This window comes from Cerasibacillus terrae (assembly GCF_008039555.1).
GTDB lineage: Bacteria > Bacillota > Bacilli > Bacillales > Amphibacillaceae > Cerasibacillus > Cerasibacillus terrae.
The window spans coordinates 432,423-449,303 of record NZ_VDUW01000002.1; the positions used below are offsets into that span (position 1 = coordinate 432,423).

Here is a 16,881-nt window from a genome sequence, read left to right on the forward strand (position 1 = left end):
TGTAGTACTTATTTTTTATCAGAAAATCCGAACCAATTACTAGGTTCTGGTTGTTTGTTTAATAGGATATGTTTTTGTTCTTGATATTCTTCCAGGCCTGTTTTACCTAATTCACGACCAAATCCGGACTGTTTGTAACCACCCCATGGTGCATGTGGGAAGTAGATATTAAAGTCATTGATCCAAACAGTACCCATGCGCATTTTTGCGACACAACGTTCTGCTTTGGCAATGTCTTTCGTCCAAACTCCACCGGAAAGTCCATAGATAGAATCATTTGCTAGTTTAATAGCTTCTTCTTCTGTGGAGAATTTTTCTATCGTAATCACTGGGCCAAAACCTTCATTTTGTACGACAGACATATCTGTTGTACAGTCTGTTAAAATCGTTGGCATATAGAAAAAGCCATCTTGTAAAGCTGCATCTTCTGGTTGTTTTGCACCAATGGCAACTGTTGCTCCTTCTTCGATTCCTTTGTTTACATAGTCCATTACTTTTTGTAAGTGTTCTTTGGAAATTAGTGGTCCCATTTCAGTATCCTCATCAAAGCCACTACCGATTTTGATGTTTTTCACTCGGTCAACTAATGCTTTGACAAATTCATCATGAATACTTTCTTCCACAATAACCCTTGTTCCAGCAGAACAAACTTGTCCAGCATGGAAAAATACCCCATTTAATGCTTGATCAACCGCAATATCAAAATCTGCATCCGCGAAAATGATATTTGGATTTTTCCCACCGAGTTCTAGTGCAACTTTTTTCACATTACTTGTTGCTGCACGCATGATTGTCTTTCCTGTTTCAATTCCACCTGTAAAGGAGATGAGGTCAACATCCGTGTTCTCTGATAGCTCCGCACCAACTGTGTTACCAGGTCCAAGTACTAAGTTGATAACACCTTTTGGAACACCTGCTTCTTCCATTAATTCAAATGTTTTAATGGTAGTTAGCGGTGTAATTTCACTTGGTTTCATAATTAATGTGTTTCCTGCAACAAGTGCTGGTGCTAATTTCCATGATGCTTGTAAAAGCGGATAGTTCCATGGTGTAATTTGCCCACAAATCCCAACAGGTTCATAAACTACCTTACTCTCGGAATTCGGAATAGGGGAGTCAATGATTTCTCCACCATTTTTATCTGCAATGTCGGCATAATATTGAAATACACCGGCAATATCATCCATATCCCAGCGGCTTTCTTCCAATGTTTTTCCAGTATCTAATGTTTCTAAGTAAGCAAGTTCTTCTTTATCACGAAGAATAAGTTCTGCGATTTTTTGAACGATTGCACCACGTTCTGCACTAGTCATGGTTGGCCATTCTCCGTGATCAAATGCATCTCTTGCTGCTTGAATAGCTGCTTTGGCGTCTGTTCGATCACTTTCCGTTACAACAGCAACCACTTCTTTATTAAATGGATTCATAATCTCTCTCGTTTGATTGGAGTTTGATAAAATCCACTCGCCATTAATGTATTGTTTTTTGATGTCCAAATGAACCCCTCACTTTCGTTAAGTTTGTTAAGAAAAAATTTAACGTTTTGAACATAATTAATCTAACACAAAGAAAATAGATTGTCAAAATGGGATTACTTTTTTGATATAAGCCATATTGAACATGAGTTATTGGAGTTTTCGTATATATTTTGCTAAAAAACATTTGACATATTACTTATATACGATAATATAAACATTGTTAAGAAAAAATTTAACAAACTAAATGAATGAATGGCTGGGATGCACAAATGAACCTTTCCAACAATGATCAAGCACTGGAAACAATAGAGGAAGCAGAAAATATTGTGATTAGTGCTATTTCAGAAACAATGGATCTATATGGTGTTACTCCTTCCACAGGCTTGCTATATGCGACCATGTATTTTAAAGATGCAATGACATTGGATGAAATGCGTGATGAGCTTGGGATGAGTAAACCAAGTATGAGTACCGGTGTTCGCAAACTACAAGAAATTGAAATGGTGAAAAAGGTTTTTCAACGTGGGTCAAGAAAACATAATTATATTGCTGAAAAAGACTTTTTTAATTCATTTATCTCTTATTTTTGCCAAATGTGGATGCGGGAAGCGAATACGAATTTATCTGCCATTAATGAGGCAGAGGTTTTATTAAAGAATGTCATGGAAGATAAATCGATTTCTTCTGTTATTCGAGAAGATGCGAAAGAAAAATATCAATTATTAGAGCAATCCAAAAAATATTATCATTGGTTAAAGCGATTAGTAAAAAGTATTCGTAGTGGAGAAATATACGAATTCTTACCGAAGGATCCAGAAAATCACTAAAATTTTATGGAGGTTTTTATTATTTTCAAGTTAAGGAATTTTGTTACAGTAGTTGTGTTAGGAATATTGGTTTTAGCATCATTATCTGCATGTAGTTCCGATGATGAGACTAGTGGAGATAATAGTAGTGGACAAGAAGAAGCAAAGACAATTGATATCGGACAAATTAATTGGGCAGAGAATATTGCCGTATCCAATATGTGGAAACTTATTTTAGAAGAAAAAGGATATGACGTAAAATTACATCTATTAGACATGGGAACAATTATGGCTGCACTAGAAAATGACGAGCTTGATGTTGGTTTAGAGGTATGGCTACCAATTCAAGATGCGAACTATAAAAAACAGTATCAGGATACGGTTCATATCTCGGAAGAAACTTGGTATGATAATGCCAAAGTGGGATTAGTTGTGCCAGATTACGTGGAAATAGATAGTGTTACTGAGTTAAATGATAACAAAGAAATGTTTGAAGAATCGATTGTTGGGTTCGATCCAGGTGCTGGAACAATGGAAGTAACAGAAGACTTAATTGAAGAATATGATCTAGAATTAGAACTATTACCAAGTTCAGAACCGGCGATGATTACAGAGATTAAGGAAGCAATTAAAGAAGAAAAACCAATTGTTTCTCCCTTATGGAGTCCGCACCGTGTATTTTCTGAAGTAGATTTAAAATATTTAGAAGATCCAAAAGAAGTGTATGGTGGTGTTGAGAAAATTCACCATGCTACCCGATTAGGCTTTGCCGATGATCATCCAGAAGTAGCAGAGTGGTTAAAAAACTGGAAAATGGATGATGACCAAATCGGATCATTAATGAGTTATGTCGCAGAAGCTGAAAAGCCTATTGATGGGGCAAAGAAATGGATTGAAGAAAATAAAGAGGTCATCGACGAATGGTTGACTGAATAAAATGATAGAATAATAGACAAGCTCTCCTTTTCCAGCCATTATTGGCATGCTAGAAGGGAGAGCTTTTTTATATAGATAGTAGAGGTTTTAATAAAAAAGGAACGGAATCCTTTGCTAGGTATTCCGTTCCTTCTCTTTTTATTTTGAGCATTCGAGTATTTGAGTGGTCGAATGTTCGTGCGTTTTATTTTAGTCTTTTAATTTTTGACAGTTTGACCGGAAGTTTCAACTGCTTTATGGAGTGCTTGGTCGATGTCTCTTATTAAATCTTCTGCATCTTCAATCCCGACAGAAATTCGCACCATATCTGGTGTAACACCGGCTTGGGCAAGTTCTTCCTCATTTAATTGGGCATGTGTCGTACTTGCTGGATGGATGACTAATGATTTCGCATCCGCGACATTGGCTAAGTTGGAAAATAATTCAAGTGACTCGATAAATGACGTTCCTTCCTCTATGCCACCTTTTATACCAAACGTAAAGATGGAGCCAGCCCCATTTGGGAAGTATTTTTTGGCAAGATCATAGTATTTACTGTCCTCTAAATTGGGATAATTCACCCATGATACATGTGGATGGTTCTGTAAAAATGCGACGATTTCCTTTGTGTTTGCTACATGCTTCTCTATACGTAGGGAAAGTGTTTCTAATCCTTGTATAAATAAAAAGGAATTAAATGGACTAATTGCAGCCCCTGTGTCTCGAAGTAATTGTACTCTTGCTTTCGTGATAAAAGCAGCAGCACCTACATCTTTTGCATAGACAATTCCGTTATAACTATTATCTGGTTGATTGAATTCAGGGAACTTTTCATTATCCTTCCAATTGAATTTTCCAGAATCAATGATAATTCCTCCAATAGAAGTACCATGTCCTCCGATAAATTTAGTGGCAGAGTGAACGACAATGTCTGCCCCATATTCGATTGGTCGAATGAGGTAAGGTGTTCCAAATGTATTATCTACAATAAGTGGGATGTTATGTTCATGTGCGATTTCTGCAACTTTTTCAATATCCACTAAATTAATTCCCGGATTTCCAATCGTCTCCAAGAACAAAGCTTTTGTTTTATCTGTAATGGCGTGGCGGAAATTTTCTGGATCATCTGAGTCAACTAAAGTAGTTGTGATACCAAATTTTGGTAAGGTGGCTGTAAAGAGGTTGTATGTTCCACCATATAGGGTACTTGCTGAAACGATTTCATCGCCAGTTCCCGCGATATTAAAAATAGCATTGGTGATAGCAGCAGAACCAGATGCTAATGCAAGTGCCCCAATTCCACCTTCAAGTGCTGCTACTCTTTTTTCAAAAACATCTGTCGTTGGATTCATAATTCTTGTATAAATATTTCCCTCTTCTTTTAGGGAAAATAAATTTGCACCGTGTTCTACACTGTCAAACACATAGGATGTTGTTTGGTAAATTGGTACAGCTCGTGAACCTGTAGTTGGATCTGCCTCTTGGCCTGCATGAACTTGTAATGTGTCAAACTTTAAATTTTTGTTCGTCATTTTATCTTCTCCCTTGTAAAATAATAGTGATATAAAAAATCCCTTGCATCTTGTTGATGAAAGGGAAGTGTTCGAATTTGATTTCCCCCTCATCTATCCCTCGAAAGGTCGAGCGCAGGACGTAGCACCGTTTCAGAATTCATCTGAAGGTTGCCGAGGTTTCACAGGGCCCATCCCTCCACCTCTCTTGATAAGAGTTCTTTCTTATTTAATTGTAAATACTTCTACAGCTGGAACAGTATAGCTGGAAAGCCACAGCTGAAAATGTATGGCCGAAAAAGTACGGCTGAAAAAACTTTGAAAAAAAAACCTCTTTAGCTGAAAGAGGTCACGTGAGCAAGTTCTTATCTTTCAGCAAAAGCTGTAGGATGTAGCACCGTATAATAAAAACCGGTTGCCGGGCTTCAAAGGGCCTATCCCTCCACCACTCTTGATAAGTCTTATTAAATTATATACTAGTGTAATCAATATATCTTAATTTGTCAACAATTAAAATTATTTTTATTTAATGGAATTTATTTATAAGTGAATTTTCCAGCTTTTACTTGAATGGATTAAAATGAATTTATGTAGAGATATTACAAGTGTGAATTTTATACAGAAGCTGAAAAGGTAGCCTTAGAGTTGGCGGAGCATGTGACATTAATCCCAACAAAACGTGTTCCAGATGAACTTTATCAACGGATTCGTGAACATTATGATGAGAAACAATATGTTGACCTTGTTCTGATAATCAATCAAATTAACAAATGGAACAGAATTTCTATTTCAATGGGGAATATAGTAACTGTAAAATAATTACTCGAAATACCCATTTTCAATCTTCAGCAAAAGGGTGCTGATTATGGAATAAGAGTTGTGCTTCAATTGGGCCATATAATTCAAGCTCTATTCTAAATATAAAATTCAAACACAGAATAGTCTTTAAATATAGCTTGTTTAAGCAAGTTATAAAACTTTTATATTGAAGATGTTTTAGATAAAGATTGTACTAAATTTTATTATATAATAATATGGAATAAAGGAAGGGGGTCTGTTAGCAATGAAAAAGTTTTTACTAAGTAGCATGTTACTAATGTTGATTTCATTCTCACTATATATAGGCCCTTCGGAAGAAATGAGACAGTCTTCATTTGATTTTACAGATGAACCAGCAATCTCTACAGTTTATACAATGGCCAGTTCTGATGTAATTACCCAATCAGTCCAAACGATAATTCCAAAGTGGCAGACTGAATTTCTGTTTCCTTCTACTGACGCTCTATATATTTTAAAGGGAAAACCTATCCCCATTAAATTTATGAACCATCTGTTTTTCTCTAGAAAAATTGCTGGTTTTATTTGTGTTGTACAAAACCAAACGAATTACCTCCCCTAATATAATAAAAATCCCAATTATTAGTTTATTTATAAAAAATATTTTCACAATGTCATTCATTCTTATTTGGCAAAAGTAAGAAGTGTTTTTCTGATGCCTTTTTTAGAGCATAGGATTCCGAATGCTTTTTTTAACATATTAAATAATCTATTATGTGAAAATATTGTAGGTTTAATTATTGAAGCAACCAAAATTGTTTTAATTGTATTCGGGCCCTTAAAGTTACCCGAAATAGGAAAATCGGTAGGCAAGATTTTAAAGGAATTTAAAAACGCTATAAAAGATATTATGAACGATGACAGATAACTGAAGAAATCAGAAAAGGGTTGATCAAATGACTGAAAACAAACATGAATTTGAAAAAGAAGATGATGAAATTGATAAATTGGATTATATTTTAGCAACTACATTTGTCATTTTACTGGCAATAGGGCTGTTAGTTTCGTGTATTATAATAATGAAAATAGCATATTGACAAATACGGACAAAATAATTCGATAAACGCAAAAAATACTAAAAGGTGAGAGGTGACGAGGGAACGAGGTGATTTTCTTCGTGAATTTATGGCTGGGTTAAAGGATTTTAGAGAAAAGATGGGACAACACAATCTGATTTAAACCTCTTTTTTTAGAGGTAACAAATATCATAAGGAAGGTAAATAAGATGAAGAAGCAGAAATTCGGGATGTTTTCTTTGTTTGAAAGATATATTTTTCACCTAATCGTGATATATTAACCATTAATCATTAGTCATGTATCAATGTAAAGTGTTATACTAAGAATGGAAATAATGACAAATGAATGGAATGTGTTATTTGAAATTTCCCATTTAAAGGAGAGATTTAAAATGAAAGACACGATTAAAAAGAGTTTGGCATTAGGACTAGGATTTGCAGTTACAACGAAAGAACAAGCAGAGAAAATTGCGAATGAGCTTGTTAAAAAAGGAGAACTGACGAAACAAGAATCAACGAATTTTATCAAAGAACTCATCGAAAAAGGCGAAGAAACAAAAGAAGACCTTGACCAGAGAATAAATGAAAAAGTGGATGAAGTATTAAAAGAAATGAACATAGTGACAGAAGATGAAGTAGAACATTTAAGAAAACGAGTAGAAGAATTGGAAAAAGCGCTGAAAGAATCCAAATAAAAAGTAGAAAAAGGCATATGCTAATATTACTTGTTATTTGATGACTAGGCGTTTCTTGCAGTTATATTATAATGAAGATTTAAAATGATAAGGTGGTCATCTATGCTTATGTCAATATTTTGACAAGAAACAGATGATCATCTTTTTTATCGGAAATAATAAGTCTGTTGTGTATCGTGGTGTCGACGGATATCGGTATTCACGGCAGGATATCGGAATTCAGGCAGACATATCGGGTTTCAGAACATTATATCGGGATTCGAGCGAATATATCGGGATTCAAGCGGATATATCGTGATTCAAGCGAATATATCGGGATTCGGGTGAATATATCGGTATTCAAGCGAATATATCGTGATTCGGGCGGATATATCGGTATTCAGGCGAATATATCAGTATTCGGGCGGATATATCGGTATTCAAACGAGGATATCGGGATTCAGGCAGATATATCGGTATTCAGGCAGATATATCGGTATTCAGGCAGATATATCGGTATTCAGGCAGATATATCGGTATTCAGGCAGATATATCGGGATTCAAACGCATATATCGGGATTCAAACGAATATATCGGGATTCAAACGCATATATCGGGATTCAAGCGGATATATCGGGATTCAGACGAATATATCGGGATTCAGGCGGATATATCGGTATTCAGACGAATATATCGGGATTCGCACACAGATACCAGGATTCACGCACAGATACCGGGTTTCGCCCATAGATACCAGTATTCGCACACATATATCGGGATTTTATACGCAAGTAGAGGAGGGGTCATTATTTTAGAAAAGAGAATTCGGCATTTGCAGAGGTATCGGGATATTGTGGTTGCATTTTCTCGTAATGGTTTTGGTTACATTGCGGATGAGATGGGGCTTCTTGATTTGGTATCCCTCCCTAAACGTATTCTGTCACACAATGATTATGAAATAGAGAAAAAGAGTGTTGGTGAAAGGATTCGGCTTATTTTAGAGGAACTAGGTCCGACATTTGTGAAGTTAGGCCAGTTTGCTAGTACGAGGCCAGATATTTTGCCAGAGAATGTTATTAGAGAGTTGGAAAAGTTACAAGATGATGTGGGCGCTTTTCCGTATGAAGAAGTCCGAGATATTATTGAGACCGAATTAGAAAAGCCGCTGGAAACTATTTTTGCGGAATTTGAGGAAACTCCTTTAGCAGCAGCATCCATTGGACAGGTACATTATGCGATATTACATTCGAATGATGAAGTAGCAGTGAAAATTCAGCGACCTCGGATTCATCGAGTTGTGAATACGGATTTGGAAATTTTACAGGATCTAGCTGTTTTAGCTGAAAAACGTTTAGATTGGGCTGAACGTTATCAAGTTTGTCAGATTGTTGAGGAGTTTGAAAAGTCTTTAAAAAAAGAATTAAATTATATGCAAGAAGGAAGAAGTGGGGAGCGAATTGCTTTTTCATTTGAAGAAGATAAGTCCATTCATGTACCGGAGATTTATTGGGATTATACGACTGATAAAGTGTTAGTTATGGAGTATGTTTCAGGAACGAAACTAAGTGATGAAGAGAAATTAAAAGAAAAGGGGATTAATCGCACCACTCTGGCCAAGCGTTTTGTTGAGGCAATGTTTCAGCAAGTTTTTGTTGATGGTTTTTTTCATGCGGATCCACATCCAGGTAATATTTTGGCTCTTCCTGATGAGAAAATTATTTTTATGGATTTCGGGATGGTTGGGCATCTTACTCCACAAACACAAGATGATTTAGGGACGTTTGTTATAGCTTTAATGCGCCAGGATACAGATGGGATTATGAAAGCTCTTATGCAGTTGGGCATGATTTCGGATGAGGTTGATATGAATAGCTTATATCAGGATATTGAACAATTACGGCTGAAGTACTATGATGTCCCATTAAGTTCGGTTAGTTTAAGTGAAGCAATTGAGGATTTATTTGCTGTGTCGTATGAACATCGTATACATATTCCGTCTGAATTAACATTGCTCGGGAAAACATTACTTACAATTGAAGGAATTGTTGAAAAGCTGGACCCAGAACTAAGTATTGTGAAAATGGCAGAGCCTTTTGGACGAGAGCTGATAAAAAGAAAGGTTCATCCGAAAAAAGTGGTAGGAGATATGTTTAAATATTTTTTGGAATATAAAGAGCTTGTTACTGAATTTCCTTCCTCTGTAAAAAAGTTAAAAGAAGTTGTGAAAAAGGGGAAGTTTCGGATGGAAATTACGATTCCGGAATTAGACCGGTCATTAAAAAAACTAGACCGTATTAGTAATCGTTTATCTTTTAGTATTGTGTTATTGGCTTTTAGTATTGTCATGGCAGGATTGCTTGTCGGTTCAGCACTCGTTAGACAATCTACACTTTTGTGGAATATACCAGTCATTGAAATTGGATTTGTCATGGCAGCCATTATGTTTCTTTGGATCATTTTTGCTATTTTTCGATCTGGGCGGTTTTAGGCTGTTTTCATTTTAAAAAAAGGACTGGGACAAAATTTTTTAGCTAAGATAATCCAAAGAACGATGGTAGTATATTGTTCGTCTTTAAAGTTGATTGTCTTAGTTATGTCCCAGCCCATTTTGATATATTATTTATTTTTATCAAACCAGCGTTTCCGAGCTTCTCTTTGTAGTTCACGTTCGGTTTGTCTAGCATGTTCGATTTCTCGTTTGACAAGTTCTAAATCAAGTTGGAGCACGCGGCCTCCTTCTATTTCCTCCTGTACTAAATCTTGAATTGCTTCACGGCTTTCGGCAGTAGCAATGACCATTAAGCCGGTTTTCCCAGTAGAAATCATGGCTAAAGTTTGTTCAAAAGCTGACATCGCATCTTTTACCTCACGCGCATCCCCAGAAGCACCGATGACAGCACCAGATACCCATCCTAAAAGCATACCGACTGGACCACCTAAAAGCCCAATTAATATACCAATAATGCTACCACGTGAAGTCTTATCCGGCCCTGTCATATCCATAAAATCTTTTATCTTTAATTTTTCATCTTCCATATTTGTAATGACAGCCATTTGATCAACTTGTACCTTTTTTAACACATGCATTTGTTTCAATTCTGAAAACGCTTGATAGGATTTACTATCTTCTTCAAAAGTAACAACAAAAACACGCTTTTCCATGTTTATCCACTCCACTGTTTTACTCTATTCTATCACAGATAAAAATATTGGAAAATGCTCGTCCCCCTTAAATCTTGATTCAGTTGAATTCTTGTAGTGGGAGTCGTTCATTCGGTTAATCTGTGATAGTGATTGTGATTGCAAAAAAATAACCTCCAACTTTCTCATCGAAGAAAGTGGAGGATGAATGGGTTATTTTACTCCCATCATATACTTCTGAATTTTCGGTGCGGACATAAATAATAGAACACTAATTAGGATGGCAAATCCACCAATTGCTCCAAAGTAAATAACTTCAGTAGATGGATGATACAGTTTTACTAATTGAGCATTTAATGCCTGAGCAGCTGCGTTTGATAAGAACCACAGACTCATCGTTTGTGCTGAAAATGCTTTTGGTGCAAGTTTAGTTGTAGCTGATAAACCAACAGGAGATAAACATAACTCCCCAATAACAGCTAAAAGAAAGCTAAGTGTTAACCAAATTGGATGAACAAGTGCTTCTGTTCCATACATAAGAGCAGGCGCAATCATGATGATAAAAGAAAGTCCCGCAAAGAATAAACCAAAAGAAAATTTCCGTGTTGTCGATGGCTGACGGTCACCTAGTTTAATCCATAAAGCAGCAAACACTGGTGCTAAAGTAATTACGAAAAGCGGACTTAATGATTGGAACCAGGATGAATGAAGTTCGATTCCAAAAATGGATAATTCTGTCCGTTTATGGGCGTAATCTGCCAAAATAATAGCACCTTGTTCGTAAATTGCCCAGAATATAACAGAAGTAATGAATAATGGAATATAGGCAAGTAAGCGAGATTTTTCCACTTCATTTGTCTTCTTACTACGATACATAACAATAAAATATGCTGTCGGAATGATAATTCCTAATAAACTAATTAAAACCGTAAAGCTGTTAACTGTTAAAATACCAGTTGGAATAGTAATAAACCCTAAGATAATAAGAAGTAATGCACCTAGTCCAAAGCGTTTGAATACTTTCTTCTTCTCATCGCCTACTAATGGGTTAGGAACTTGGGTACCTGCAAGTGCAAGATTTTTCTTACGAGTAATTAAAAATACAATTAATCCCAACAGCATTCCGATTGCTGCCATACCAAACCCTAGATGGTAATTATACTTCTGGCCGAGTGTTCCGACAATAAAAGGTGCGATGAAAGCCCCCATATTAATACCCATGTAAAAAATACTAAAACCAGCATCCCGGCGATTATCTTGTTCATGATACATGTCCCCAACAATACTAGAAACATTTGGCTTTAATAGACCAGTTCCTAAAATAATAAGGAACATAGAGATGAATAGTGCTGTTACACCGGCTGGCAGTGCAAGTACAATATGTCCTGCCATAATAAGTACCCCACCATAAAAAATGGAGCGTTGTGTTCCTAATAAGCGGTCAGCAATCCAACCACCAATAATCCCAGACATATATACAAGTGATCCATAGACAGCCATAATTGATTTCGCTGTCCCATCTTCCATCCCTAAACCACCGTCTACTACTTCACTATACATATAGAAGAGTAATAGGGCGCGCATTCCATAATAGGAAAAACGTTCCCAGAACTCTGTAAAAAATAAAGTAAAAAGCCCTTTCGGATGACCAAAAAATCCCTTTTGAGGGACACTATTGACAATATCTTCCCTGCTATAGTTTTTCATATTTTGAACCCCTTTGTCTGAAAAGTCAAATAGATAACGCTTACAATTCTATTTAAATATAATATATTTTTTAAAAAATATCAAATGAAAAATTTACCTAATAGTTGTAGATAGATGCTTTCGTTAGTAATTGAGTAATCTATTAAATAGCGACTATGAATCCATGTATCGCATACCGAAATCCCGATATCTGTGCTCGAATCCCGATATATGTGTTGGAATCCCGATATATGTGCCTGAATCCCGATATATTTGTTTGAAACCCGATATATTCGCTTGAATCCCGATATATCGTGCTGAATCCCGATATATGTGCTCGAATCCCGATATATGTGTTGGAATCCCGATATATTTGTTTGAAACCCGATATATTCGCTTGAATCCCGATATATCGTACTGAATCCCGATATATGTGTTGGAATCCCGATATATTTGTTTGAAACCCGATATATTCGCTTGAATCCCGATATAATTGCTTGAATCCCGATATATCGTGCTGAATCCCGATATAATTGTTGGAATCCTGATATATGTGCCTGAATCCCGATATGTGTGCATCGGAAACCCGATATATTCGCCTGAAACCCGATATATTCGCTCGAAACCCGATATAATGTTCTGAATCCCGATATATTCGTCTGAAACCCGATATATTGTTCTGAATCCCGATATAATTGTTTGAAACCCGATATAATTGTTTGAATCCCGATATAAGCGCCTGAATCCCGATATCCCACGCCGAATCCTAAAATCCCCACTAAAATCCCGCACCATTCCAACTGGATTGAAAGTAAAGCATGAAATTTTCCAAAAAAAATTCAGATGGAGTTTATCTAACTCCATCTGAATCAAGTTTTACTTAATAATATAAACTCTCCGTATAGTGGCATTTGACACATCTTCGCATTAAGTCTGTTTCATTAAATACATGTTGACAGTTTTGTTGTAAATAGGAGAGTTGTTCTTCTAAGTGATTCATTTTCTCTTGAAGATTTCTTATTTCTTTTTTAATCGAATGAATTTGTTTATGAACATCTACATTATTTATAAATAGATGATCCATGTTCAACAAACTCCTTTGATTTTTGCTTCATTCCTTCTTCTACTATTTCTGTTTCTGTTTTTCCACTTTCCTTTGCCATTTTACGTAAATCATGAGATATACGCATGGAGCAGAATTTCGGTCCGCACATGGAACAGAAGTGGGCAATTTTCGCACCTTCTGCTGGAAGTGTTTCATCATGATATTCGCGTGCACGTTCAGGGTCAAGGGATAAATTGAATTGATCGATCCATCTAAATTCGAATCGTGCTTTCGATAAAGCGTCATCTCGTATCTGTGCTCCTGGATGTCCTTTGGCAAGATCTGCAGCATGTGCCGCTATTTTATAGGTGATGACACCTTCACGAACATCGTCTCGATTCGGCAGGCCAAGATGCTCTTTTGGAGTCACGTAACATAACATCGCTGTTCCATGCCAACCAATATTTGCTGCACCAATGGCAGAAGTAATATGGTCATAACCAGGTGCAATATCTGTTGTCAGTGGTCCTAACGTGTAAAAAGGAGCATCATGACAAATGTCGATAGCTTTATCTACATTTTCTTTAATCTTATGCATTGGCACATGTCCTGGTCCTTCGATCATAACTTGCACATCATGTTCCCATGCGATTTTTGTTAATTCTCCTAGTGTTTCTAGTTCAGCAAATTGTGCCTCGTCATTCGCATCTGCAATCGATCCTGGTCGCAACCCATCTCCAAGGGATACTGCAATATCATAGGCCTTTAAAATTTCACATATGTCTTCAAAATGAGTATATAAGAAACTTTCTTTATGATGGGCGAGACACCATTGTGCCATAATGGAACCACCACGTGAGACGATTCCAGTTGTTCGCTCAACCGTCATCGGAACATAGCGAAGGAGAACTCCCGCATGAATGGTGAAGTAGTCTACCCCTTGTTCCGCTTGTTCGATTAATGTGTCACGGTATACTTCCCAAGTTAAATCTTCCGCAATTCCATTTACTTTTTCTAATGCTTGATAAATTGGTACCGTTCCTACTGGTACAGGAGCATTTCGAATAATAAACTCTCTTGTCGCATGGATATTTTTCCCAGTCGATAAATCCATGATGGTATCTGCTCCCCAGTGAGTTGCCCACGTCATTTTCTCTACTTCTTCTTCAATAGAAGAACTGACAGCGGAATTCCCAATATTGGCATTAATTTTCACGTGAAAATTCCTACCGATAATCATTGGCTCACTTTCTGGATGATTAATATTTGCTGGGATAATGGCACGGCCTGCAGCAACTTCTTTTCGAACAAATTCTTGATCAAGGTTTTCCCTTATTGCGATAAACTCCATTTCGGGTGTAATGATACCGTTTTTTGCATAATGCATTTGGGTAACATTTTTTCCTTTTTTTGCACGAAGCGGATTTTCCTTCTTTTCAAATACATCTGTCTTCAGGTTTTGGCCTTCACGTAATCCATTATCTTCTGGTTTCATTTCTCGACCAATATATTCCTCTACATCATCGCGCTCTAAAATCCAATTTTTTCGAAGTTTTGGAAGTCCTTTATGTACATCTGGGTTGAAATCTGGGTCTGTATACGGGCCACTTGTATCATACACACGGACTGGCTCATTTTGGAAAACACCCATGTCTGTTTCGGTTGGACTTAGAGAGATTTCTCGCATAGGGACTTGAATATCAGGTTTGTTCCCTTGTACATATACTTTTTTGCTTGCTGGAAATTGCTTTTTGAAATCGATGTTTGCATTTGTCATTTGTTTCATAAAAAATTCCTCCTTTTTATTGAAAAAAAGGAATCCATAGAGAAGTGTAAGGAATTGAAAAAAGGCTCTTGAAACATAAAAAATCGAGTTCTTTTTCAAGAACCCGATAGTAGTTATCAGCAACAAGAGCATAAGAGGCAGCGATCCATATGCATGAATTAAAATGGATGTACTCTTATCAACTACTTCCCTCCGCTGGTGTAAGCCAGATCAGGTTCTAAGAGTCGAAAAGCTTTCACGCGCTTTTCTCTCAGTCCAAGCAAAATTGGACACCCCTAGTAGATTCCTATTTATGCAATTGTCTAAAAGATATCATAGAAAAGATCATCTGTAAAGTTTCATTCGATAATAAACAGAGAAAGGGATGGATAAAGGAAATGATTGATCGCTTTTTGAAAATTGGGGATGGGAAATAGTGTAAAATTCATTTTGTTAAAGCAGAAGGAAATCTACTAAATATGGACTGCAAGACTTTCATTTTATTCTCGAATGTGCGAAGATATTATGGGGTATATAAATGATTCGTTTAGTATAAAAAAGTGAACAGATAGTTAGGGAATATTGAAAAGTAGTCGGGTAGTATTTCTTGTGTAAGAATGCTTATTTTCCCCCATTTGTTCTTCATATTTCTAACTCATTCACTTCAACATTATAACAACTTAGATCAATCATCTATGTTAGATAAAGGAGAATGACTGTGCAAATTGGAATTGACAAAATAAACTTTTACACTCCACATTTATATGTAGATATGAATAAATTAGCGATTGCTAGAAATCAGGAACCAGAGAAGTTTACGATTGGAATTGGCCAGGATGAAATGGCGGTTGCTCCGATTACTCAAGATCCTGTAACATTAGCAGCAAATGCCGCATGGAATATGTTAGATGAAGCAGACAAAGAACAGATTGATTTCGTTATTTTCGGTACGGAATCTGGAATCGATCATTCGAAATCTGGTGCTGTCTATGTGCACCATTTACTAGGATTGAAAAAAGAAGCACGCGCCATTGAAGTGAAACAAGCTTGCTATGGTGGAACAGCCGCCATCCAGTTAGCAAAAGGACATATTGCGTTGAACCCGACAAGCAAAGTACTAGTCTTAGCTTCCGACATTGCAAGATATGGTTTAAATACACCTGGAGAAGTGACACAAGGAGCAGGTGCAGTAGCGATTTTAATTAGTGCGGACCCTAGAATTCTTGTTTTGGAAGATGAGGTTTCCTATCGAACAGATGAAATAATGGATTTCTGGCGCCCAGTATATTCGGATACTGCCTATGTCGATGGAAAGTACTCCAATGAACAATACATTTCATTCTTTTCCCATGTGTGGACCGCACATAAAGAAAAAACCGGGTTTGATTTAAATGATTTCGAAGCACTTTGCTACCATTTACCATATACAAAAATGGGCCTAAAAGCATTGCGAACAATCTATGATGATAAAACAGAAGCAGATAAAGAACGCTTAGTGGAAAATTACCAAATAAGTACAAGATATAACCGTAAAGTAGGAAATATTTATACAGCTTCATTATATTTAAGTTTATTATCTTTATTAGAACAACAGGAAAACTTGCGAGATGGTTCCCGAATTGGATTATTTAGTTATGGTTCAGGTGCGGTTGGCGAATTTTTCACAGGAATTTTACAACCTAATTATCGCAAATATTTGCATACGGCGGAGCATACAACAATGTTTGAAAAACGCCAAGAAGTATCAATTGCAGAATACGAAGAAATTTTCAAACAAGAACTACCAAAAGATGGCTCCACCTTAGACTTAAATATAGAAGAAGACCCAGCACCAATCTGTGTAGCCGGAATTAAAGATCATATGCGTCAATACGTGAACAAACAAAAGGTATAAATTGGAAAACAGCAGATTTCTCTGCTGTTTTTTATTAAAAATAAAATCCTTATGGGTGATGAGACAGGGAGGGTGTCCCTGCCGCGTGCCTTAAATTGGTCAAATGCTCGAAT

At 36.5% G+C, this 16,881-nt stretch carries 16 protein-coding genes, 1 pseudogene and 3 riboswitches; of the genes and pseudogenes, 10 read left to right on the top strand and 7 right to left on the bottom strand.

All coding sequences use genetic code 11. The features are described 5' to 3' along the window. Positions 1-8: 8 nt before the first annotated feature. Complete coding sequence (gene betB, locus FHP05_RS05460) at positions 9-1,496, bottom strand: betaine-aldehyde dehydrogenase (protein WP_147666219.1); 1,488 nt, start codon at positions 1,494-1,496, stop codon at positions 9-11. A gap of 251 nt (positions 1,497-1,747) precedes the next feature. Between betB and cudC the strand changes: the two genes are divergently transcribed. Next, entirely contained in the window at positions 1,748-2,305 is a 558-nt protein-coding gene (cudC, locus tag FHP05_RS05465) for a choline uptake/conversion transcriptional regulator CudC (protein ID WP_147666220.1), read from the top strand. Positions 2,306-2,371: 66 nt separating this feature from the next. Continuing rightward, complete coding sequence (locus FHP05_RS05470; protein ID WP_330998076.1) at positions 2,372-3,220, top strand: glycine betaine ABC transporter substrate-binding protein; 849 nt, start codon at positions 2,372-2,374, stop codon at positions 3,218-3,220. A 197-nt stretch (positions 3,221-3,417) separates the two neighbouring features. Here FHP05_RS05470 and FHP05_RS05475 read toward each other — a convergent pair whose 3' ends face one another. Beyond that, entirely contained in the window at positions 3,418-4,731 is a 1,314-nt protein-coding gene (locus FHP05_RS05475; protein WP_147666222.1) for an O-acetylhomoserine aminocarboxypropyltransferase/cysteine synthase family protein, read from the bottom strand. A gap of 86 nt (positions 4,732-4,817) precedes the next feature. After that, positions 4,818-4,928, bottom strand: a riboswitch (SAM riboswitch). A 144-nt stretch (positions 4,929-5,072) separates the two neighbouring features. After that, positions 5,073-5,171, bottom strand: a riboswitch (SAM riboswitch). 142 nt (positions 5,172-5,313) lie between these two features. Between FHP05_RS05475 and FHP05_RS05480 the strand changes: the two are divergent. The 7 genes and pseudogenes from FHP05_RS05480 to FHP05_RS05505 form a co-directional block, all read left to right on the top strand. After that, positions 5,314-5,529, top strand: a pseudogene (locus tag FHP05_RS05480) (carboxymuconolactone decarboxylase family protein); the annotation flags it as partial. A gap of 244 nt (positions 5,530-5,773) precedes the next feature. After that, complete coding sequence (locus FHP05_RS05485) at positions 5,774-6,109, top strand: hypothetical protein (protein WP_147666223.1); 336 nt, start codon at positions 5,774-5,776, stop codon at positions 6,107-6,109. A gap of 93 nt (positions 6,110-6,202) precedes the next feature. Next, the gene (locus FHP05_RS05490) at positions 6,203-6,415 is read left to right on the top strand and encodes a twin-arginine translocase TatA/TatE family subunit (RefSeq protein ID WP_147666224.1); all 213 of its coding nucleotides are present in this window, start codon (positions 6,203-6,205) and stop codon (positions 6,413-6,415) included. A gap of 28 nt (positions 6,416-6,443) precedes the next feature. Beyond that, positions 6,444-6,584 carry a hypothetical protein gene (locus FHP05_RS15275; protein WP_191126251.1) on the top strand — a complete coding sequence of 47 codons (141 nt, stop codon included), beginning with the start codon at positions 6,444-6,446 and terminating at the stop codon, positions 6,582-6,584. A 371-nt stretch (positions 6,585-6,955) separates the two neighbouring features. Beyond that, positions 6,956-7,258, top strand: coding sequence for a phasin family protein (locus FHP05_RS05495; protein ID WP_147666225.1), 303 nt, complete (start codon positions 6,956-6,958; stop codon positions 7,256-7,258). A gap of 176 nt (positions 7,259-7,434) precedes the next feature. Then, positions 7,435-8,052, top strand: coding sequence for a hypothetical protein (locus tag FHP05_RS05500; RefSeq protein WP_147666226.1), 618 nt, complete (start codon positions 7,435-7,437; stop codon positions 8,050-8,052). After that, on the top strand, positions 8,046-9,725 hold the full coding sequence (locus tag FHP05_RS05505) for an ABC1 kinase family protein (RefSeq protein ID WP_191126258.1): 1,680 nt from the start codon (positions 8,046-8,048) through the stop codon (positions 9,723-9,725). Before FHP05_RS05500 ends, FHP05_RS05505 begins: the two co-directional genes overlap by 7 nt. A 128-nt stretch (positions 9,726-9,853) precedes the next feature. On the opposite strand, the gene FHP05_RS05510 is transcribed toward FHP05_RS05505, so the two are convergent. From FHP05_RS05510 to thiC, 5 genes are all read right to left on the bottom strand, one after another. Then, positions 9,854-10,399 (bottom strand): DUF1269 domain-containing protein, encoded by a 546-nt coding sequence (locus tag FHP05_RS05510; protein WP_147666228.1) that lies wholly within the window; start codon positions 10,397-10,399, stop codon positions 9,854-9,856. 192 nt (positions 10,400-10,591) lie between these two features. Beyond that, positions 10,592-12,085: a peptide MFS transporter gene (locus FHP05_RS05515; protein WP_147666229.1), complete on the bottom strand. Its 1,494-nt coding sequence runs from the start codon at positions 12,083-12,085 to the stop codon at positions 10,592-10,594. Between the two features lie 80 nt (positions 12,086-12,165). Further along, positions 12,166-12,843: a hypothetical protein gene (locus FHP05_RS05520; RefSeq protein WP_147666230.1), complete on the bottom strand. Its 678-nt coding sequence runs from the start codon at positions 12,841-12,843 to the stop codon at positions 12,166-12,168. A gap of 101 nt (positions 12,844-12,944) precedes the next feature. Further along, entirely contained in the window at positions 12,945-13,148 is a 204-nt protein-coding gene (locus FHP05_RS05525) for a hypothetical protein (RefSeq protein WP_147666231.1), read from the bottom strand. Next, positions 13,126-14,886 (bottom strand): phosphomethylpyrimidine synthase ThiC, encoded by a 1,761-nt coding sequence (gene thiC, locus FHP05_RS05530; RefSeq protein WP_407923424.1) that lies wholly within the window; start codon positions 14,884-14,886, stop codon positions 13,126-13,128. The genes FHP05_RS05525 and thiC overlap by 23 nt, the downstream gene beginning before the upstream one ends. Positions 14,887-15,065: 179 nt before the next feature. Continuing rightward, positions 15,066-15,182: riboswitch (TPP riboswitch) on the bottom strand. A gap of 410 nt (positions 15,183-15,592) precedes the next feature. Between thiC and FHP05_RS05535 the strand changes: the two genes are divergently transcribed. After that, positions 15,593-16,768, top strand: a complete 1,176-nt coding sequence (locus tag FHP05_RS05535; RefSeq protein ID WP_147666233.1) for a hydroxymethylglutaryl-CoA synthase — start codon at positions 15,593-15,595, stop codon at positions 16,766-16,768. Positions 16,769-16,881: the final 113 nt, after the last annotated feature.

Excerpts from the sequence above, each read along its gene's own strand:
- cudC (WP_147666220.1), top strand. The coding sequence starts at position 1,748 with ATGAACCTTTCCAACAATGATCAAGCACTGGAAACAATAGAGGAAGCA.
- thiC (WP_407923424.1), bottom strand. The coding sequence starts at position 14,886 with ATGACAAATGCAAACATCGATTTCAAAAAGCAATTTCCAGCAAGCAAA.
- FHP05_RS15275 (WP_191126251.1), top strand. The coding sequence starts at position 6,444 with ATGACTGAAAACAAACATGAATTTGAAAAAGAAGATGATGAAATTGAT.
- FHP05_RS05510 (WP_147666228.1), bottom strand. The coding sequence starts at position 10,399 with ATGGAAAAGCGTGTTTTTGTTGTTACTTTTGAAGAAGATAGTAAATCC.
- FHP05_RS05515 (WP_147666229.1), bottom strand. The coding sequence starts at position 12,085 with ATGAAAAACTATAGCAGGGAAGATATTGTCAATAGTGTCCCTCAAAAG.
- FHP05_RS05490 (WP_147666224.1), top strand. The coding sequence starts at position 6,203 with ATGCCTTTTTTAGAGCATAGGATTCCGAATGCTTTTTTTAACATATTA.
- FHP05_RS05485 (WP_147666223.1), top strand. The coding sequence starts at position 5,774 with ATGAAAAAGTTTTTACTAAGTAGCATGTTACTAATGTTGATTTCATTC.
- FHP05_RS05495 (WP_147666225.1), top strand. The coding sequence starts at position 6,956 with ATGAAAGACACGATTAAAAAGAGTTTGGCATTAGGACTAGGATTTGCA.
- FHP05_RS05475 (WP_147666222.1), bottom strand. The coding sequence starts at position 4,731 with ATGACGAACAAAAATTTAAAGTTTGACACATTACAAGTTCATGCAGGC.
- FHP05_RS05525 (WP_147666231.1), bottom strand. The coding sequence starts at position 13,148 with ATGGATCATCTATTTATAAATAATGTAGATGTTCATAAACAAATTCAT.